The following is a 20091-nucleotide window of genomic DNA, read 5'->3' as shown; positions in this document are numbered from 1 at the left end:
TCCCGTTGCGGGACACCGGGAGCGTGGAGATGTCAATGATGAGCACGGCAAGACCAGGTCGCGCGCGGGCCGTGCGCCGCAAACCGAGCGCAGTGCCGCGCGTGAGCATGCGTCACAGAGCGAAACGGAGCTTCACCCGCCACTGGACGCTGTACCTGCTGATGCTGGTGCCGCTCGTGCAGCTCGCGGTCTTCAAGTACGTCCCCATGACCAACGCGGTTATCGCCTTCAAGGACTACAACGTTGTCACGGGCGTCTGGGGCAGCGACTGGGTGGGGCTGCGCAACTTCCAGCAGATCTTCGACAACCCGGTCTTCTGGCAGCTGCTGGAGAACACCTTCCGGCTGTCGCTCTACGCGGTGATCGCGAGCTTTCCGGTCCCCATCATTCTGGCGCTGGCGCTGAACGAGATCCGCCAGGGCTTCTTCAAGCGCACCGTGCAGATGGTGACGTACGCGCCGTACTTCATCTCCACGGTCGTGGTCATCTCGATGATCATCATGATCCTCTCGCCCAAACTCGGCCTGATCAGCCACGTCTACGGCTTCTTCGGCGTCGAGCACGTCGACCTCCTCGCGGATCCGGCCTACTTCCGGCACATCTACGTCTGGTCGGACATCTGGCAGACGGCGGGCTACTCGGCTGTGATCTACCTGGCCGCCCTCTCCGGCGTCGACCCGTCGCAGTACGAGGCGGCACGCGTCGACGGCGCCTCGCGGTTGCAGAAGATCTGGCACGTCGACCTGCCGAGCATCATGCCCACCGCGGTGATCATCCTCGTCCTGGCCGTCGGCAACATCATGGCGATCGGGTTCGAGAAGGCCTTCCTGCTGCAGAACCCGATGAATCTCGGCGCCTCGGAGATCATCGCGACGTACGTCTACAAGACCGGCCTGATCAACGCCGACTTCAGCCAGGCGACGGCCGTGGGGCTGCTCAACTCCGCGGTCAACCTCGTCCTGCTCGTCCTTGTGAACTTCGCCGCCAAGCGGCTCACCGGAAGCGGGGTGTGGTCATGAGCCGGCCGCAGACAACGGCGCTCGCAGAACCGGAGAGCCACGACCGCCTGTTGTCACAGGCCGCCCACGAGGCTCCCGGGGCACGGCCGCCGTTCCCTCGCCGACGGCGAAAGACCCAGCGGATCCAGGAGACCCGGGTCGACCGGATATTCCTGTTCTGCACGTACCTGCTGCTGTGCACCCTCCTGGCCGTCGTGCTGCTGCCCCTGCTGAACATCGTCGCCAGCTCCCTCAGCAGCCCGATCGCGGTCTCCTCCGGCCAGGTGCTGTTCTGGCCCGTGGACTTCTCCCTGCGCGGCTACGAGGTCGCCCTCAGCAACCCGCAGATCATCACCGGATTCGTCAACTCCCTCTTCTACACGGTCGTCGGCACACTGATCAGCGTCACCCTCACCATCGCCCTCGCCTACCCGCTGTCCCGCAGGGAGCTGTTCGGGCGGGGCCCGGTGATGGGCGCCGTGATCTTCACCATGCTGTTCTCCGGCGGCCTGATCCCCACCTTCATGGTGGTCCAGGAACTCGGCCTGATCGACACCCGCTGGTCCATGGTCCTCCCGCAGGCCATCGGCGTCTGGCAGGTCGTCATCGCCAGCACCTACTTCCGGACGATGATTCCCGACGAGCTGTACGAGGCCGCCCAGCTCGACGGCTGCGGGGACCTGCGCTTCCTGTGGAAGGTCGCTCTTCCCCTGGCCAAACCCATGATCGCGGTGGTGGCCTTGATGTACGCCATCACCCAGTGGAACTCCTACTTCGACGCCCTGCTCTACCTCAAGGACGCCGACCTCTATCCGATCCAGCTGGTGCTGCGGAACATCCTCATCCTCAACACCAACACCGCCGGCGCCACGGACGCCACGCAGATGCTGGAGCGTCAGCAGCTCGCCGACCTGCTCAAGTACTCCCTGATCGTCATCGCGAGCGTGCCCGTCCTGCTCATCTACCCCTTCGTCGCCCGCTACTTCACCAAGGGAATCATGATCGGCGCGATCAAGGGCTGAACCGCTCCCTCCCATTCCCCCCTTCTCCCCAAGAGCCGTAACAGAAGGAACAGCCATGCCTCGCTCACACCTGACCGCCAGAACGGCGGTCGCAGGGACGCTGCTCGCGACCCTGGCCGCCTGCACCGGTGGCTCGTCCGGTGGCACCGACACTTCCAAGCCGCTGCCCAAGGTCGCCGGCAACCCGCCGGTGACCCTCACCGTCTTCGCCCCGCAGGGCCCGGACTCCAACCTCAGCACCAACAAGTTCACCCAGCTGATCAAGCAGAAGTTCAACATCACCATCAAGTGGCAGACGACGACCTGGGACTCCGCCGCCGCCAAGGAGAAGCGTCAGATATCGCTGGCCGGCGGTGATCTCCCCGATCTCTACCTGCTGATCCCCTGGGTCGATCAGTTCAGCCAGACCGACCTGCTCAAGTTCTCCCAGCAGGGCGTCATCCAGCCCGTGAACGAGCTGATCGACCAGTACGCCCCGAACATCAAGAAGGCCTTCGCCGAGGAGCCCGCCTACCAGCGGATGGCCACCGCTCCCGACGGCAAGATCTACGGGATGCCCCAGTGGAATGACTGCTTCCACTGCTCCTACCCGTCCAAGCTGTGGATCAACGGCACCTGGCTGAAGAAGCTGGGTCTGAAGACGCCCAGGACCACGGAAGAGTTCCGCGACGTACTGCGGGCCTTCAAGACGAAGGACCCCAACGGCAACGGCAGGGCCGACGAGATCCCGCTGAGCGGGGACACCGGTGACCAGGTCATTCCGTACCTGATGAACGCGTTCACGTACGCGCCGCCGCACATCACCACTCCCGACACCAATCCCACCCTGGTCCTGAACAACGGCAAGGCCGACATCCAGGCGAACAAGGAGGGCTGGCGCGAGGGCCTGAAGTACATCAAGTCCCTCTACGACGAGGGGCTTATCGACAGCAGTGCCTTCACCCAGAACGCGGACGCCCTGAGGAAGCAGGGAGACAACGCGGGCGGGATGATCCTGGGCGCCGTACCCACCATGCATCCCGGCGTCTTCGTCACACTCGACCAGAAGGACGGCCGCGACAAGAAGTATGTCGCCGCGCCTCCGCTGACCGGTCCGGACGGCAAGAGCGGCACCACCTACGCCCCTCCGCAGACAGGGGCCGGGGCGTCCTTCGTCCTCACCACCAAGGCTTCGCAGACCGAGCAGATCCAGGCCATCAAGATGCTGAACTACTTCTACAACGAAGAGGGCACGCTGGAGGCCATGTTCGGCCCGGAGGGCAAGGGCTGGGTGAGGCCCGGCAAGAAGGACGTGGCGCTGGACGACAAGGTGAAGCCCCGTTACAAGAGGTTTTACCGGACCGACGTCCCCAATGACCTCTGGGACGCGCTGGCGCAGTACTGGAACCCCGCGTCGTTCCGCAACGCCCAGGCAGTGGCCACCAACCCCCTGTCGCAGGACGGGTATGAGCGCCGGCTGTTCCAGGCCACCGAGCTGTACGCGGGGCACGCGCCCAAGTCGCCGCAGACGTTCCCGCTGGGCGAGGTGTGGGTCGATCCCTCGCAGGCGAACGAACTCGCCCAACTGCAGACCAACATCGGCAGCTTCGTGCAGCAGAGCGCGGTGCAGTTCATCACCGGGAAGAAGTCCCTCGACTCCGACTGGGACTCCTACGTCAGCCAGCTCGACAAGCTGGGGCTGAAGCGCTTCCTGCAGATCTACCAGCAGTCCTACGACAAGACGCACTGACCAGGCTGGAGGGGTGCCGCCTGCCGCGGCCGGCGGCACCCCCCGCCCCGAGCTCGCTGCCCGAACGTGCGCCGGCTCTCAAGACCAACAGAGGAGCTCCCTTGCCCTACAGCATCCGCGCGGGCGGTCTGGAACGGCACACTCCCGAAGAGATTCTCCGCATCGAGCCCTGGGGACCCCACGCCGTCCGTGTCCGGGCCTCGTCTGGGGCGATCGACCCCGCCGCCCCCAGCGCGCTGGAGAGCCCCGCGCCCTCCCCGCACGCCGAACTGTCCGTACCGGACGACGGCTCCGCGCACCTGGTCAACGGCCGGCTCGCCGTCGAGGCCGCCGCGAACGGCCGGCTGACGTTCCTCCAGGCCGCCTCGGGCCGTGAACTCCTCGCCGACAAAGACCCGTACACCCACCACGCCGGCCCCCGTGTCCATGCGGCGGGCGGCCGGACGGAACAGCACTTCGAGGCGTACGACGGTGAGCGGTTGCACGGCCTCGGGCAGCATCTGCACGGACGCCTGGACCAGAAGGGCTGTGTGATCGACCTCGTCCAGGGCAACACCGTGGCCGCCATCCCCTTCCTGCACTCCTCGCGGGGCTACGGACTGCTGTGGAACAACCCCGCCACGGGCCGCGTGGAACTGGGCGCCGACACGACCCGGTGGACCGCGGACGCGGGCGGCCGCATCGACTACTGGGTCACCGCGGGCGACACCCCGGCCGAGATCCTGGCCTCCTACACCCTGGCCACCGGACGCCCGCCCCGCCTCCCCGAGTGGGCGTCCGGTTTCTGGCAGTCGAAGCTGCGCTACCGCACCCAGGACGAACTCCTGGCGGTGGCACGGCAGTACAAGGAGCGCGGGCTGCCGCTGTCCGTCATCGTGTGCGACTTCTTCCACTGGCCGCGGATGGGCGACTGGCGCTTCGAGGACAACGAGTGGCCCGACCCGGCCGCGATGGTGAAGGAGCTGGCGGACCTCGGGGTGAAGCTCGCCGTCTCGGTGTGGCCGACCGTCGAACCCGGCAGTGACACCTACGACGCGCTGCGCTCGGCCGGGCACCTCGTACGGGACGCGGACGGCGGCCTGCTCACCTTCCCCTGGCCGTCCCGGAGTGCGGAGGCGCCGATGCGTCCGATGGCGTACTACGACGCCACACACCCCGGAGCGCGTGCCGAGCTCTGGCAGCGACTGGACGCCAACTACCGTCCAATGGGCGTGGGTTGCTTCTGGCTGGACGCCTGCGAACCCGACCTGCCGCGCGAGGTCGCGGCCCGCGCCGTCTACGCTGCCGGGCCGGCCGCCGAGGTGGGAAACCTCTACCCCCTGATGCACGTCCGTGCCGTCGCCGAGGGCCTGCGTGCGGCAGGCGAGGACCGGCCGCTGGCCCTGGTCCGGTCCGCGTGGGCGGGCAGCCAGCGCTACGGGGCCCTGCTGTGGTCCGGCGACATCCCCGCCACCTTCGACTCCCTCGCGCGTCAGATCAGGGCCGGGCTGAACGTCGCGATGAGCGGCATCCCCTGGTGGAACACCGACATCGGCGGCTTCGCCGGCGGCGACCCGGACGACCCCGCCTACCGGGAGCTGCTGATCCGGTGGTTCCAGTACGGCACCTTCAGCCCCGTGATGCGGCTGCACGGGGACCGGGCGCCCAACCAGCCCTTCTCCGCCGCGATGACCGGCGGTCCGAACGAGGTGTGGTCGTTCGGGGAGCAGGCGTACGACATCCTGCGGGACCATCTGCTGCTGCGCGAGCGCCTGCGTCCGTACCTGACGCGGCTGTCCGAGGACGCCCACCGCACCGGCACCCCGCCGATGCGCCCGCTGTTCTTCGACTTCCCGGCCGACGAGCGCGCCTGGGACGTGGACGACCAGTTCCTGCTCGGCCCCGATGTGCTGGTGGCGCCCGTGTACGAAGCGGGCGCGCGGTCCCGCCAGGTGTATCTGCCGCACGGGGCGCACTGGCTTGACCCGGTCACCGGGCGCACCTTCGAGGGCGGTACGACGCTCGACGCTCAGGCGCCCCTGGACCGCATCCCCGTCTTAGTACGCGCCGGCGCGACCGACGCGCCCCTCCTCAGCTGACCTCAATCACCACCCCCCCCAGCCGTCCCTCTCCACCGTGAAGGAGCATCACCATGTCCGCACCCGACTCCGGGCTGTCCCGCCGCACCCTGCTGCAGGCCGCGGGCGCCACCGCGCTCGCCGCGTACGCCACCATGGGCGCGTCGGGCACCGCGAGAGCGGCCGACGACCACCCGGTCCCCGACAGAGTGGTCACCTACCCCATCCCGGCCGGAGCACCGGTCAACACCAGTTTCTCCGTCAAGGTCCGCACCCCCCAGGGCGAGTGGCAGCCGGTCGGCGTCTACCTCGCCACCTTGAAGATCATCAACGAGAAGACGGGCTCGGGCGCCGTCAAGAGGTCCTCGATGGCCTTCTTCGACTTCTCCGGCACCGTCGAGGTAGCCGTCACCTCGTCCAAGGGCGCTTTCGGCTCGGCGCGGATACGCCCGCTGTCGTACGGCATCGAGCACACGGCCGACGGCGACACTCTCACCTTCACCCTCACCGAGCCGCGCGATGTGTCCATCGAGCTCGACGGCGAGATCTTCGACAACCTGCACCTGCACGCCAACCCCATCGAGACCAACCGCCCCGACCCCGACGACCCCGACGTCATCCACTACGGGCCGGGCCTGCACACGGTCAGCGGCAACATCCTCGAAGTGCCCAGCGGCAAGACGCTGTACCTGGAGGGCGGCGCGGTCCTCAAGGCCAGGGTCAGCTTCAACGGCGTGACCAATGCCCGCGCCGTCGGCCGCGGGGTGGTGTGGAACGCGCCCTGGGGCGCCTTCGGCGTCCTGAGGTCCAAGAACATCCTGATCGACGGCCTCACCTCGCTCAACCCCCAGGGGCACACGGCCAGGGTGGACGAGAGCCGGCAGGTCACGATCAGCCGGCTGCACGGCTACACCTCGGCGACCTGGGGCGACGGCATCGACGTGTTCTGCTCCGAGGACGTGCTGATCGACCGGGTCTTCGTGCGCAGCTCCGACGACAGCGTCGCCCTCTACACCCACCGCGGGGACCTCTACGGCGACACCCGCAACGTCGTCGTCCGCGACTCCGTCCTGTGGGCCGACGTGGCACACCCCGTCAACATCGGCACGCACGGCAACACCCAGGACCCGGAGGTCCTGGAGAACCTGGTTCTCAGCAATATCGACATCCTCGACCACCGTGAACCGCAGATGGGCTACCAGGGCTGCATCTCCATCAACCCCGGTGACAGCAACCTGGTCCGCAACGTCCGCATCCAGGACGTGCGGGTCGAGGACTTCCGCTGGGGCCAGCTCATCAACATGAAGGTGATGTTCAACCGCTCGTACAACACCTCGCCCGGGCGCGGTATCGACGGTGTCTACATCAACAATCTGTCGTACAACGGCATGGGCGCCAACACGGCGATCATGGTGGGCTACGACGCGGACCGCGGCATCAAGAACGTCACTTTCCAGAACCTTGAGATCAACGGCACGGTCATCGCCGACACGATGCAGAAGCCGCGCTGGTTCCTCACCTCCGACTTCGTCCCGATGTTCGTCAACGAGCACGTCAGCAACCTGCGGTTCCTCGACGCGGCCACCCCTGCCTCCAGCACCAAGCCCGAGATCACCAGCGCGGACACGGCCAAGGCGACCCACCGCAGCGTCTTCAACCACCTGATCACCGTGAGCGGCATCCCGACGAGCTTCGGCACGGCCGGCCTGCCGGACGGACTCAGCTTCGACACGGCCACCGGTCTCATCTCCGGCCGTCCCAAGACGCCGGGGACCTACACGGTCACCGTCTCCGCCACCAACTCCGCCGGCACGGCGACGCAGACCCTCACGCTCACGGTCGTACCCCGATAGGAGAACGGCCCGGTTCGACTGCCACCGAACCGGGCCACAGTTTCCGAAGCACCCTGCACGAGGGAAGAGAAAACGATGCACCACATGCCCGACCGGGGCATCCATGACACCGCACCCGCAACGTCGTGGACCGACGGCTTCCTCACCGGCAACGGCGAGTACGGGGCCGTACTGTACGGGGACCCCGCGCTGGAGAAAGTGATCTTCAACCACCATCGCCTCGTCCTGCCGAACGGCACCCGCGACCTCACCCCGCCCGTACTCTCCGAGCGGCTGGAGGCCGTCCGGGACAAGGCGTTGGCCGGGGACTACGCCGGAGCGAGCCGCGACTTCGCCGCCGGCTGGGAGCTGCGCTGGACACAGACGTACCACCCCGCGTACGAGCTCCGGGTCGCCACCGCGGACCCGACCGTCGCCGACCGGTACACCCGGATCACCGATTTCCGTACGGGTGAGGTCACCTCCACCTGGACGGACGGCCACGGCACCTGTTCGCGCCGGACCTTCGTCTCCCGTGCCGACCGGGTCATCGTCCAAGAACTGGCGCCCGCCGCGGGCCGTACCGTCGACGTCACGCTGAGCGTGCACACGGCACTCGACGACGCGCCGAGCGTCCACGGGGCACGCGACGACCTGCACACCCAGGTGCGCTTCACCACCCTGGCCACGGCCGGGGGCGGCTCCGGGTGGCTGAACCTGCGCGGTACCTACCCGGACGGCCTGGGCGCGTACGGCTACGAGGGCGTCACCCGTGTCGTGCCCACCGGCGGCACGGTCGCCGTCAGCGGCTCGACCATCGTGGTCACAGGGGCCGCCAGGCTGACCCTGCTCACCCGACTGGACCGCTACGAGGACCCGGCGGCCTGGGACGCCCGGCCCCTCCAGTCCCAACTGGCCGTCCTGGGAGCCGACTACGAGGAACTGCTCAGTCGGCACACCGAGATCCACTCCGCACTGTACGACCGTTCCCGTCTCGACCTGAACGTCCCCGAGGCCGACCGCCGGCTGTCGACCACCGACCTCGTCGCGCGTCAGAACGCCGACCGGAGCGTCATCGACCGCGCCCTGCTGGAGCGGCTCTACGACTCCGGGCGCTACCTCTTCCTCAGCTCCAGCGGTGTCCTGCCGCCCCGCCTGACCGGCATCTGGACCGGAGCGTGGACCGCCGCCTGGGCCGGTGACTTCACCACCGACGCCAACGTCAACCTCCAGGTGGCCGGCGGCAACATCCTCGACCTGACGGAGGCCATGCAGGGGTACTTCGACCTGGTTCTCGGCCGGCTCGACCAGTGGCGCACCAACGCCGAGAACCTCTACGGGGCCCGCGGCTTCCTCGCCCCCTCCCGCACCGACGGGGAGTACGGCCACATGCTCCACTTCAACGGTGCTGACTTCCCCGGCCACACCTGGACCGGCGGCGCCGACTGGCTGCTCCACCCGCTGCTGGAGTACTACGAGGTCACCGGCGACCAGACCTTCCTGCACGACAAACTCGGTCCCGTCCTGATGGAACTGGCCCTGTTCTACGAGGACTTCCTTACCCGTACGGATCCCGACGGCAAGGCGGTGTTCGTACCGTCCTTCTCCATGGAGAACACCCCGGGCAACACCGGCGTGCACTTCTCGGTCAACGCCACCGGTGACATCGCCGCGGGCAAGCACGCCCTGAAAGCCGCCATCGACGCCGCCAACACCCTCGGCGTCGAACAAGGCGCCGGCCAGGGAGTCGAACGCTGGTCGGCACTGCTCGACAAGATCCCCGACTACCGCGTGGGCGAGGACGGCGCGCTCGCCGAATGGTCCTGGCCCGGCCTGACCGACCACTACGACCACCGGCACGTCCACCACCTGTACGCCGCCTGGCCCCTGCACGAGATCAACCCGGAGGAACGGCCGGACATCGTGCCCCCGGCGCTCAGGGCTCTTGAGCTGCGCGGAGACGAGAACCTCTCCGCCCACGGCAGCCTGCACCGCGCCCTGGCGGCCGCCCGACTCAAGGACGGCGCCAAGGTCTACGACAATCTCAGGAAGATCCTCGGCAATGACATGCTCTTCCGGTCGCTGATGACCTCCCACAACCCCGGTCTGGAGATCTACAACGCGGACGCCGCGAACGCACTCCCCGCTGTGCTGGCCGAAGCGCTGCTCTACACCAAGCCCGGCGTTCTGGAGGTCCTTCCCGCGCTGCCCGAGCAGTGGGACAAGGGCACGATCAGCGGCCTCAGGGGCCGGGGCGGAATCCGCGTGCACAGCCTGGACTGGGACCTGTCCGGCGGTAGCACGACCGTGACCGTCACCTCGGACACGACCCAGGACGTCACGCTGATCAGCCGCCGCGGCATGACCTCCATCACCACCGCGGCGCGCATCGGTCCTTCAGCGCTGGGCCCGCACGCCAGGAGTGTCACCCTCGCCGCCGGACATCGGACACGCATCACGGTCACCCTCCCTGCGTGAGGCTCGTGAGCCCTCGCCGCAGCCCCCTCCCGACCCGCCCCCACAGGAGCACACGTGCAACAGCCGAAGCCGGAGTACGCCGGGTACCTGCTCGTCTACTTCACCGGGGACGGAATCGCAGACGACGAACGCATCCATATGGCGCTCAGTTGCGGCAACGACCCGTTGCGCTACCGGGAACTGAACGCCGGAAAACCCGTCCTGGCCTCACGACTCGGCACCAAGGGAATCCGCGACCCGTTCGTGATCCGTTCCGCCGAGGGCGACACATTCCACCTGCTCGCCACGGACCTACGGACGTCCGGCGGCAGCGCGGAGCAGACGACGCACACCTGGGACCGGGCACAGCGCACCGGCAGCCAGTCCATCCTGGTCTGGGACTCCACCGACCTGGTCACCTGGACCGACCAGCGCCTCATCAGGGTGTCCCCCGACACCGCCGGCAACACGTGGGCACCGAAGGCGTGTCACGCCGACGAACTCGGCATGTACGCCGTCTTCTGGGCCTCCAAGCTCTACGCCGAGGACGACCCGGACCACACCGGCACGACCTACAACAGGATGCTGTACGCCACCACCGCTGACTTCCGCACGTTCGGTGCGCCCCAGGTCTGGCACGATCCAGGCCACGCGGTGATCGACTCGGCTGTGATCAAGCACGACGGCGTGTACTACCGCTATACGAAGGACGAGCGGGACCCGATGTCCTCCTCGCCCAACGCGAACTTCATCACCGCCGAGAAGTCCTGCGAACTGGTCTCCACCGCCTACGACTTCTTGTCCGACCGCATCGGCGTGGGCGAGATCGACCGCGGTGAGGGGCCTGCTGTGTTCAAGTCGAACACGGAGCAGAAGTGGTACATGTTCCTCGACGAGTTCGGGTTCGGTGGCCGCAACTATGTTCCGTTCGAGACCACCGACCTCGACTCGGGCAGGTGGAGCCAGTCGAAGAACTACCGGCTGCCGCCCAGAACCAAGCACGGCTCAGTGCTTCCCGTCACCCGGGCGGAGTACGACCGGCTGCTGAGCGCTTACGGCAGGTAAGGGAAGCGGTCATCGCCGCGCGGCAGAGTTGCCGAAGACATGACGCTGCGCAGCTCCGCTGGACTCGGCATGCAGGATGAAGGCCAAGTCCTCGCCCCTCGCCCTGCTCGACACGTGGTCCTCGGCGCCCGCCACGCCAAGTACCCGCTGCGTCTGAAGACGCCCGTCACCATCGCGGGCATGAGCTTCGGCGCGCTGTCCGCGCTGTCCGCGCAGGCCAAGGAGGCACTGGGGCGCGGTGCCTCTGAGGTCGGCACCTCGACGACCTGCCGCCTGCCCCTTCGGGATGGGCGAGGGCGGTGGGGAGCCAGGGGGCGTCGCTGACGTCGGCCTCGGTCAGGTGATCGCCGTCGGCGAACACGGAGCGGGCGGGCACGACGACTATCCACGCCGCTGCCACGTCGCCTTGCCGAGCCGTACACAGAGAACGTCGGCTTGGGGCACGCGTCCGCCAGCGGATCGACTGCGCCGGTACGGCGCCGCCCTTGACCAGTGGCACGCCTCTTGCGGTCTTTGATGCCTTCCATTTCACTGTGCGCGTCTTCTGGTTCTTGGTTTCGTGCTGTCCGGATGCAGCGCACCCCATCGTGTCGGGCTGCGCTGCGCTCACTAACGCCTTGCTGAGGCGACGGGTTCCGGAAGCGAGACGGGCGGTTCCGTGAAAAGCCACTGGAGAGTGAGATGACATGACCGACACTCCACCCACCACGCCGACGCCCTTCGATCGCCCACAAGGGCTCGATTCGCCAATCGTGCCGAAGATCATCAAACTGGCGTCCCGGCTCAATGTCGCCGTCTATCGCGCCACGGGCGGGCGGATCGGCGGCAAGTGGAGGATCGGGAGCGCCTTCCCTCGCGGCGTGCCCGTCTGCCTCGTGACCACCAGGGGGCGCAAAAGCGGCTTGCCACGGACCCAGCCTCTGCTCTGTTTGGGCGATGGTGATCGTGTGATTCTCGTGGCATCACAGGGCGGGCTGCCGAAAAACCCCTTGTGGTATCGGAATCTTCAAGCAGATCCGCAGATCACCGTCCAGATCCGCAGCAGCGTGCGTCGCATGCTCGCCCGTACTGCCGATCCTGTCGAGCGCGCAGTGCTCTGGCCGCGACTTGTCGCAATGTACGCCGACTTCGACAAGTACCAGGCGTGGACCGACCGGCAGATCCCCGTTGTCATCTGCGAGCCGGCCCCGTAGGCGACCCCAAAGGTGTTTCTCCCGCGCGTGACTTCGACAAAGAGAACACTCACGGCGGCATTGGGCAAGGCGTCTCAGTGGATTGGCCTCGACGATGTCCAGGCGGCTGCCCCGGGGCAGTTGGGGTATCGGGGTGCGAGTGACCGCGCCGGTGCCGGCGCTGGCTCGTGACTCACGCCCAGGAGCGAGGGTCCCTCCGTGCGAAGCCCTGCCGAGGGGCGCCGTTCGGCCCTCGCGTCAGATCTGCCAGTTTCTCGGTCGTGATGACGACCGTAGCGGAACGGGCTCGGGAAGCGGGGTCGCCGCCGCCGGTGACAGGCCGTCGAGGATGAGAGAGAGGTAGCGGCGCCAGCCGTCGCTGTCCGGGTCCATGGTCCACAGCAGGCTGAAGAGCATGGCCATGATCCTGGGCAGGTCGTCCGGGACGAGGTCGGAGCGGATGCGTCCGGCCTCCTGGGCACGCCGGGCGAGCAGGGTCAGCGATGCGTAGTACGGGCCGATGGCGTCCGAGATGACGGCCCCGGCGTTTCTCGCGGCGGCCAGGGTGTTGCGCTCACGGGCGCCCATCGACATGGCGGCGTCGATGACGGAGGTGAGGGCGCGTAGCGGGTCGTCATCGAGGAGTGCCTGTTCGATGGCGGGAGCGATGTACTCGGCGATGCCCTGCTCCAAGGCGGCCTTCGCGAGGACGGCCTTGTTGGGAAAGCGCCGGTAGAGCGTTCTGTTGCCGACCCCGGCATGTTGGGCGATCTCCTCCAGCTGCGCTTCGGGGCCGCTCTCGGCGAAGACCTCGCGGGCGGAGCGCAGGATCCGCTCGGCGTTGCGGGCTGCGTCGGTCCGCAGGAGTCGCTCGGAATCGGTGGCCACGAGGACAGAGTAACAAACAGGCAGTTGACTGCCACTTGCATCACAGGCACCATGGAACTGGCAGTCAGCTGCCAGTTACTGCCGCACGTCGGCTCGCGGATGATCCGGTGAGTGGCGAACGCCGAGCGCGGTGCGCAGTACAGGACGCGCGTAGTGCCTCCGCGTTCTTCGAGTAGTCACGACAGCTTGCTCACCAGTACCTCGGCGCCTTCCCCCCAAGACGCTCCAGGAGGTTTCATGTCCACCACGACCGACACCGGTGACGCCATCGGTCTTCCCGAGTTCCCTGCTGACCGCGACGCGCGCTGCCCTTTGGCCCCCGCTCCCGAGTACCGGGAGTGGCGTGAGACGGGTGGTCTGCGCCGGGTGAACTTCAGGGGCCACGCCGCCTGGGCCGTGAGCCGGTACGAGGACGTGACGGCCGCGATGACGGATCCGCGGATCAGCGCCGAGGTGCCGATGCAGCAGATCAGCATGGGCCCCGGCGCCCAGATGTTTCCCCGGATGGACGACCCCGAACACGCCCGGCTGCGCCGCATGCTGACCAAGGACTTCACGGTCAAGCGGGTCCAGGCCATGCGCCCACGGATCGAGGAGATGGCGAACGAGTTCATCGACGCCATGGTCGCCTCCGGCAGCCCCGCGGATCTGGTCCAGGCGTACGCGCTGCCCATTCCCTCCCTGGTGATCTCGATGCTGCTCGGGGTGCCCTACGACGACCACGCCTTCTTCCAGGACATCACCGCCGTCCTGATGAGCCGCACCGCCGCGGAGGAGGAGAGGCAGAAGGCCAGGCAGTCGATCTTCGTCTACCTGCTCGACCTCATCGGGAAGAAGGAACGCGAGCCGGACGACGCCCTGATCAGCCGCGTCGTGCGCGAGCACCTCCAGGAGGGGCAGCTGAGCCGCGAGACCGTGGCGGTGAACGGCTTCATCCTCCTCAACGCCGGGCACGAGACATCCGCGAACATGATCGCGCTGGGCACCCTCGCGCTGCTGGAGAACCCGGACGCGCTCGCGCGGATCCGTGACACGGACGACCCGAAGGTGGTTTCGGGCGCGGTGGAGGAGCTCCTGCGCCACCTCACGATCGTGCACAGCCTGGTCACCCGCGTGGCCAAGGAGGACGTCGAGATCGGCGGCCAACTCGTCCGCGCCGGTGACCTCCTGGTCATGAACCTCCCGGCAGCCAACTGGGATCCCGGCTTCGTCAGCGACCCCGACCGCCTCGACATCGACCGCGACGCCCGCGGACACGTGGCCTTCGGACACGGCGTGCACCAGTGCCTCGGACAGGTCCTGGCCCGTGCCGAACTCGAGATCGCCCTGCCCGTGCTCCTGCGCCGGCTGCCCGGCCTGCGGCTCGCGGTGCCGCCGGAGGAGATCAGGTTCCGCAACGACATGAGCATCTACGGCGTCCACGCGCTGCCGATCGCCTGGTGACACGACCCGGGCGCCCTGCCGCACGAGGATCACGGTCACCCCATTCCCCCTCACAGGAGACCGAGCATGACCCCACCGACCCCCGGCCCCTCCCTCCCGGCTGCCCGCACCCGGCCTGCACGCCCGATGGCCTGGGAGCCGGCATGACGGACCTGAGATTCGACGGCAGGGTCGCGATCGTCACCGGAGCCGGCGGCGGGCTGGGCCGGGAGCACGCCCTGCTCCTGGCGTCCCGCGGCGCACGTGTCGTGGTCAACGACATCGGCGGTTCCATGACGGGCGAGGGGACGGACGACGCTCCTGCCGCGGCCGTCGTACATGAGATCCGCGAGCGCGGCGGGCAGGCGGTGGCGGACAGCCACAGCGTGGCGACCCCCGAAGGCGGGCGGGACGTCGTGCGCACCGCGCTCGACGCATACGGCCGGATCGACATCGTCGTCAACAACGCCGGCATCCTGCGCGACACGCCCTTCCACGAGATGACCCCGGACCAGCTCGACCCGGTCATCGACGTGCACCTCAAAGGCGCCTTCCACGTGACCGTTCCGGCGTGGTCCGTCATGCGGGAACAGGGCTATGGCCGCGTCGTCAACACCACCTCCGCGGCGGGCCTGATGGGCTCTGCCCGCAAGAGCGGCTACGGCGCCGCCAAGGCGGGACTCCTCGGCCTCACCCGGGTCCTCGCCGTCGAGGGCGCCGCACACGGCATCAGGGCCAACGCCGTCGCCCCGGTCGCCGCCACGCGCATGCTCGCGGGATCCCTGGCGGACGCGCGGACCGGCGGCGCGAACGGCCGCCCCGCCGATCCGGCGGCCCTGGAGATGATGAACACCCTCACCTCCAGCCTCGACCCGGCGCTGGTCTCGCCCGTGGTCGCCTTCCTGGCCCACGAGGACTGCCCGGTGTCAGGTGAGGTCTACAGCGCGGGTGCCGGACAGGTCGCGCGGTTCTTCGTCGGCCGGACGCGGGGCTACCACAACCCGGCGCTGACGGCCGAGGACGTACGCGACCACCTCGACCGGATCCGGGACGAGACCGACTCCTTCGTCCCCGCGGACCCCGGCGTGGAGATGGCCCACCTGCTGCGGAGCACCACGCACCACCCATGAGCAGGCGCCCTGCACGCCTGCTCCGGCGGATCACTGCTCGTCCATACCCCCCACAGGAGCAACCATGACTACGGCGACCGACCAGACCCAGCCGAACGACGGCACCGGCCTTCCCGACTACCCCGGCACGCGTTCCCCCCGCTGCCCCTTCGACCCGCCCCCCGTACAGGCCGGTTGGCGGGGTGCCGACGGGCTGCCCCAGGTGCGGCTGGGCAATGGCCGCATCGCCTGGGCGGTCACCCGGTACGACGATGTCAAGCAGCTACTGGGCGATCCGCGGCTCAGTGCCGACGGACATCGCTACCCGCAGCTGATGGAGACCCAGCAGCACGGCCAGCCGCAGGCGTTCCCGCGGATGGACGACCCCGAGCACACCCGCATCCGGCGCACCCTCACCGGCGAATTCACGGTCAAGCGGGTCGAGGCGATGCGGCCGCACGTCCGGTCGCTGGTCAACCGGTTCCTGGAGGAGATGATCGCCGCAGGATCGCCGGCGGACCTCGTGCACGCGTACGCCCTGCCGATTCCGTCCCTGGTGATCTCGTTGCTGCTCGGGGTGCCCTACGACGACCACGCCTTCTTCCAGACGCGCAGCGCCACGCTGATGCGCAAGGGAACCCCACAGGAGGAGAGGAAGGCAGCGAGCGGCGAACTGTTCGGCTACCTCCTGGACCTGGTCAAGCGCAAGGAAAGCGAGCCGGGGGACGACCTCATCAGCCGGCTGATCGCCGAGCGGGTGGTCACCGGAGAGCTCACTCATCTCGACGTGGCCATGAACAGCATGGTCATCCTGTTCGCTGGGCATGAGACCACGGCCAACATGATCGCGCTGGGGACGCTGGCCCTGCTGGAGAACCCCCGGCAGGCCGACCGGATCCGTGACACCGATGATCCCAAGGTGGTCGCCGCCGCCGTCGACGAACTGCTGCGGTACCTGTCGATCGCCCAGGACATGCTCGTGCGCGTGGCAACCGAGGACCTCGTCGTCGGCGGTCACCTCGTGCGGGAGGGCGAGATGCTGGTCTTTGGTGTGCCCTCCGCCAACCGGGACGACGTCTTCGAGAGCGCCGACGCCCTGGACCTCGACCGCGACGCCCGCGGACACGTGGCCTTCGGATACGGCGTCCACCAGTGTCTCGGCCAGTCTCTGGCGCGCGTGGAACTGCAGGAGGCCCTGCCCGCGCTGCTGCGCAGGCTGCCGGACCTGCGTCTGGCCGTACCGCTGGAAGAGGTGCGTTTCCGGCACGACATGGTGGTCTACGGCGTGCACGAGCTGCCGGTCGCCTGGTAGCCGCAAGGCCGCCACTCCTGACGAACCACTCCCCGAAGAACACTTCCTGAAGTCCCCACCCCCTGAAGAACCGAGGACAAGAACCATGCGTGTGGAGCTGGACGAACCCAAATGCGTCGCGGCCGGCCAGTGTGTGGTGGTCGCCCCCGACGTGTTCGACCAACGGGACGAGGACGGCGTCGCCGTGGTGCTGGAGGAGCATCCCGCCGCCGAACTCCTGGACGGTGTGCGGGAGGCCGTGGCCGTCTGCCCGGCCGCGGCGATCCGCCTGGCCGAACGGTGAAACGGATCGTGGTCGTCGGTGCCTCGGCCGCCGGTCTGGCGGCGGCCGAGACCCTGCGCCGGGAGGGCTACGACGGCACGCTGACCCTGGTCGGCGACGAACCCCACCCGCCCTACGACCGGCCGCCGCTGTCCAAACACGTCCTGTCCGGTCAGTGGGACGCCGACAGGGTGGCCCTGCGCACGCAGGAGGACCTCGCCGCCCTCGGCCTCGACCTGCGGCTCGGCATCGCCGCGACCGGCCTCGACCCCGCCACGCGTCTGGTGCGGCTGACGGACGGCTCCACGGTGCCCTACGACCGGCTGGTCATCGCGGCCGGCGTACGACCACGGCGCCTTCCCGGTGACGGCGACGCCCACGTCCTGCGCACCCTCGACGACGCGCTCGCCCTGCGGGAGAGACTGAAGCCGGGCAGCCGCCTGGTGGTGGTCGGTGCCGGGTTCCTCGGTGCCGAGGCCGCCGCCGTGGCATGGGGGCTCGGCGTGGAGGTCGTCCTGCTGGAGCCGGCGCCGGTACCGCTGGCGCATGCGGTGGGCCTGGAGGTGGGGCAGGCGTTGGCAGGAGCCCACCGGGAGCGGGGCGTGGAGCTGCGGTGCGGGGTCACCGTCACCGAGGTGACCGAGGACGGGGTGCGGCTGGCGGACGGCGAGGTCGTGGAGGGCGACGAGATCCTGGTCTCGATCGGCTCACTGCCGAACACCGACTGGCTGGGCGACAGCGGTGTGCCGGTGGGCGACGGTGTGGTCTGCGACGAGTACTGCCAGGCCACCCCGGATGTCTTCGCGGCCGGGGACGTCGCCCGCTGGTACAACCCGCTGTTCGGCACCTCGATGCGGATCGAGCACCGCACCAACGCGGCCGAGCAGGGCATGGCCGCTGCCCGCAACCTGCTCGCCGCTCCCGAGGCGCGCAAACCGTTCGCGCCGGTGCCCTACTTCTGGTCCGACCAGTACGACATGAAGATCCAGGCATACGGCTACCTTCGCGGCCACGACGAAGTCGCCGTCGTCGAAGGGGACTTGGCCGAGCGCTGCTTCCTGGCCGCCTACCGCACCGGCGACCGGATCACCGGAGTCCTCGCGGTCGGCATGCAGCCCAAGGCCATCCGGCAATGGCGGCAGGTCATCGCCGTCCGCGCTGCCTGGCACGAAGCCGTTCCGAACCGGCCGTAGGCGACACGCGCGTACGCGACGCAGGGCTGAGGAGCCTCGCAAGGCGCCCCCAGCCCTGTGACCGCCACAAGGCCCCCTTTCCGTATCGCCGTCCCCGCCGGCTCCCCCACACGGAGGCCCTCGTCCATGTCCCCGCCCCATCCCCCCCACTACCGAGGCCGGGAATTCCGTACCCCCACGAGTGAGCACCGTCGTGGCGGTCCTCACGCTCGCCGGGACGGCGGTCGCGTTCGTACAAAGCTTGCTGTTCCCGATCGTTCCCCTTCTGCCCCGGTTGCTGGACGCCTCGCCGGCGGACACCGCTTGGGCGGTCATCGCACCCTGCTGTGCGCCGCCGTCGCCACACCGGTGACGGGACGGCTCGGTGACATGTACGGCAAACGCCGCATGCTCCTGGCAGGGGTCGCCTTCATGGTGGTGGGCGTCAGCATCATGCGGGACGTTCTGCCCGCGGACAGGCTGGCCACGTCCATCGCCGTGATGTACGGGTCCTTCGGCGTCAGTGGTTCGTCCCTGGGCCTCCACAATCGCCGCGCTCGTCGCCGACAAGTACGACTGGCACGTGCTGGACCGCCGCCGCCTTCGGCACCGTCGTGGCCGTCCTCGTCGTGCTGCTCGTGCCCGAGTCGAAGGTACGCACGGCGGACGCTTCGACCTCACCGGCGCCGTCGGCCTGACGGCCGGCCTGGTCTGCCTGCTGCTCCCGGTGTCCAAGGCCGAGGACTGGGGCTGGGCCGGCGCCACCACCCTCACCCTGTTCGCCACGGCCGCGATCATCCTGCCTCTGTGGGGCTGGTTCCAGCCGCGCTCCCCGCAGCTCATGGTGGACCTGCACGCCACAGCACGCCCGCAGGTGCTGTTCACCCACCTCGCCGCGCTGGGACGCGGGTTCGCCCTGTTCGTCAGGAACCTGGTCCTGCCGCAACTGTTCCAGACCCCGGAGGCCACCGGCACGGACTGAGCGAGTCCCTGGTCGTCACCGGCCCGTTGATGGCCCCGCAGGGTCTGACGATGATGGCGGTCTCTCCGCTGTCTGCCTGGCTCACCAAGGCGAAGGGCCCCAAGATGACCCTCTTGACCGGCTCCGTGGTCGTGGGGGTCGGCTATCTCCTGGCCATGGTGATGATGTCCGAGGTCTGGCAGATCGTCGTCGCGTCCTGCGCCCTCGCCATCGGAGTCTGCTTCGCCCCGGGCGCCTTGCCGGCGCTCTTCATGGACGCTGTGCCCGTGTCCAGGACCGCCACCACCATCAGTTTCAACACCCTCATGCGATCCATCGGCACCTCCGTCTCCAGCGCCGTGGCAGGCGTGATCCTCGCCCACCACACCGTCGACTTCGGCGGCGTGACGCTGCCGTCCCGGAACGGCCTGCGTGCCGTCCTGGCGATCGGTGGGTGCCGCCGTCGTCTCCCTGGCCTGCGTGTCCTTCATCCCCCGCCAGCGGTCGGACGCCAACTCCGCGGAAGCACCCGTGATGGCGGGCACGGCCGCGGGAAAGCCCGCCACTGACGCCGAGTAGGGGCCACGGAGCAGCGGCTCTCATGTCAGCACCCTCATACATCCCTGCTTCGAG

The 20091-nt window shown here is 68.5% G+C and carries 14 protein-coding genes and 2 pseudogenes; 15 read left to right on the top strand and 1 reads right to left on the bottom strand.

From position 1 onward, the window contains the following. The first annotated feature begins 107 nt into the window (after positions 1-107). The 9 genes and pseudogenes from AC5P09_RS30465 (at position 108) to AC5P09_RS30425 (ending at position 12353) form a co-directional block, all read left to right on the top strand. Positions 108-1019, top strand: coding sequence for an ABC transporter permease (locus AC5P09_RS30465; RefSeq protein WP_493876991.1), 912 nt, complete (start codon positions 108-110; stop codon positions 1017-1019). Beyond that, positions 1016-2020, top strand: coding sequence for a carbohydrate ABC transporter permease (locus AC5P09_RS30460; protein ID WP_493876959.1), 1005 nt, complete (start codon positions 1016-1018; stop codon positions 2018-2020). Before AC5P09_RS30465 ends, AC5P09_RS30460 begins: the two co-directional genes overlap by 4 nt. Positions 2021-2075: 55 nt before the next feature. Further along, positions 2076-3749 carry a type 2 periplasmic-binding domain-containing protein gene (locus AC5P09_RS30455; protein ID WP_493876958.1) on the top strand — a complete coding sequence of 558 codons (1674 nt, stop codon included), beginning with the start codon at positions 2076-2078 and terminating at the stop codon, positions 3747-3749. 101 nt (positions 3750-3850) lie between these two features. Next, positions 3851-5827: a glycoside hydrolase family 31 protein gene (locus AC5P09_RS30450; RefSeq protein WP_493876957.1), complete on the top strand. Its 1977-nt coding sequence runs from the start codon at positions 3851-3853 to the stop codon at positions 5825-5827. 53 nt (positions 5828-5880) lie between these two features. Then, on the top strand, positions 5881-7659 hold the full coding sequence (locus AC5P09_RS30445; protein WP_493876956.1) for a putative Ig domain-containing protein: 1779 nt from the start codon (positions 5881-5883) through the stop codon (positions 7657-7659). Between the two features lie 75 nt (positions 7660-7734). Continuing rightward, positions 7735-10116 carry a glycosyl hydrolase family 95 catalytic domain-containing protein gene (locus AC5P09_RS30440; RefSeq protein WP_493876955.1) on the top strand — a complete coding sequence of 794 codons (2382 nt, stop codon included), beginning with the start codon at positions 7735-7737 and terminating at the stop codon, positions 10114-10116. 12 nt (positions 10117-10128) lie between these two features. Next, positions 10129-11151: pseudogene (locus AC5P09_RS30435) on the top strand (glycoside hydrolase family 43 protein); the annotation flags it as partial. Between the two features lie 48 nt (positions 11152-11199). After that, positions 11200-11484: a glutamate synthase-related protein gene (locus AC5P09_RS30430; protein ID WP_493876954.1), complete on the top strand. Its 285-nt coding sequence runs from the start codon at positions 11200-11202 to the stop codon at positions 11482-11484. A 362-nt stretch (positions 11485-11846) separates the two neighbouring features. Further along, positions 11847-12353, top strand: a complete 507-nt coding sequence (locus AC5P09_RS30425) for a nitroreductase family deazaflavin-dependent oxidoreductase (RefSeq protein WP_493876953.1) — start codon at positions 11847-11849, stop codon at positions 12351-12353. A 237-nt stretch (positions 12354-12590) separates the two neighbouring features. Here the strand turns inward: AC5P09_RS30425 and AC5P09_RS30420 are convergent, their stop codons facing one another. Continuing rightward, complete coding sequence (locus AC5P09_RS30420; protein WP_493876952.1) at positions 12591-13220, bottom strand: TetR/AcrR family transcriptional regulator; 630 nt, start codon at positions 13218-13220, stop codon at positions 12591-12593. Positions 13221-13457: 237 nt separating this feature from the next. Here AC5P09_RS30420 and AC5P09_RS30415 point away from each other — a divergent pair, with 237 nt between their 5' ends. The 6 genes and pseudogenes from AC5P09_RS30415 to AC5P09_RS30390 all read left to right on the top strand — a co-directional run bounded on the left by AC5P09_RS30415 (position 13458) and on the right by AC5P09_RS30390 (position 20037). Beyond that, positions 13458-14663, top strand: a complete 1206-nt coding sequence (locus AC5P09_RS30415; protein WP_493876951.1) for a cytochrome P450 — start codon at positions 13458-13460, stop codon at positions 14661-14663. 143 nt (positions 14664-14806) lie between these two features. Next, positions 14807-15772, top strand: a complete 966-nt coding sequence (locus AC5P09_RS30410) for an SDR family NAD(P)-dependent oxidoreductase (RefSeq protein WP_493876950.1) — start codon at positions 14807-14809, stop codon at positions 15770-15772. 64 nt (positions 15773-15836) lie between these two features. Next, complete coding sequence (locus AC5P09_RS30405) at positions 15837-17063, top strand: cytochrome P450 (protein ID WP_493876949.1); 1227 nt, start codon at positions 15837-15839, stop codon at positions 17061-17063. Between the two features lie 85 nt (positions 17064-17148). Next, on the top strand, positions 17149-17346 hold the full coding sequence (locus tag AC5P09_RS30400) for a ferredoxin (RefSeq protein WP_493876948.1): 198 nt from the start codon (positions 17149-17151) through the stop codon (positions 17344-17346). After that, positions 17343-18518, top strand: a complete 1176-nt coding sequence (locus AC5P09_RS30395) for an NAD(P)/FAD-dependent oxidoreductase (RefSeq protein ID WP_493876947.1) — start codon at positions 17343-17345, stop codon at positions 18516-18518. Before AC5P09_RS30400 ends, AC5P09_RS30395 begins: the two co-directional genes overlap by 4 nt. A 139-nt stretch (positions 18519-18657) precedes the next feature. Beyond that, positions 18658-20037: pseudogene (locus AC5P09_RS30390) on the top strand (MFS transporter). The last annotated feature ends 54 nt before the right edge of the window (positions 20038-20091 follow it).

The sequence above is a fragment of the Streptomyces sp. a15 genome (genome assembly GCF_059026085.1).
This window is presented reverse-complemented; position numbering and strand designations above follow the sequence as displayed.

What these genes read in the sequence shown, in the direction of transcription:
- AC5P09_RS30465 (WP_493876991.1), top strand. Translation starts at nt 108, where the DNA reads ATGCGTCACAGAGCGAAACGGAGCTTCACCCGCCACTGGACGCTGTAC.
- AC5P09_RS30460 (WP_493876959.1), top strand. Translation starts at nt 1,016, where the DNA reads ATGAGCCGGCCGCAGACAACGGCGCTCGCAGAACCGGAGAGCCACGAC.
- AC5P09_RS30455 (WP_493876958.1), top strand. Translation starts at nt 2,076, where the DNA reads ATGCCTCGCTCACACCTGACCGCCAGAACGGCGGTCGCAGGGACGCTG.
- AC5P09_RS30445 (WP_493876956.1), top strand. Translation starts at nt 5,881, where the DNA reads ATGTCCGCACCCGACTCCGGGCTGTCCCGCCGCACCCTGCTGCAGGCC.
- AC5P09_RS30440 (WP_493876955.1), top strand. Translation starts at nt 7,735, where the DNA reads ATGCACCACATGCCCGACCGGGGCATCCATGACACCGCACCCGCAACG.
- AC5P09_RS30430 (WP_493876954.1), top strand. Translation starts at nt 11,200, where the DNA reads ATGACGCTGCGCAGCTCCGCTGGACTCGGCATGCAGGATGAAGGCCAA.
- AC5P09_RS30425 (WP_493876953.1), top strand. Translation starts at nt 11,847, where the DNA reads ATGACCGACACTCCACCCACCACGCCGACGCCCTTCGATCGCCCACAA.
- AC5P09_RS30415 (WP_493876951.1), top strand. Translation starts at nt 13,458, where the DNA reads ATGTCCACCACGACCGACACCGGTGACGCCATCGGTCTTCCCGAGTTC.
- AC5P09_RS30410 (WP_493876950.1), top strand. Translation starts at nt 14,807, where the DNA reads ATGACGGACCTGAGATTCGACGGCAGGGTCGCGATCGTCACCGGAGCC.
- AC5P09_RS30405 (WP_493876949.1), top strand. Translation starts at nt 15,837, where the DNA reads ATGACTACGGCGACCGACCAGACCCAGCCGAACGACGGCACCGGCCTT.
- AC5P09_RS30400 (WP_493876948.1), top strand. Translation starts at nt 17,149, where the DNA reads ATGCGTGTGGAGCTGGACGAACCCAAATGCGTCGCGGCCGGCCAGTGT.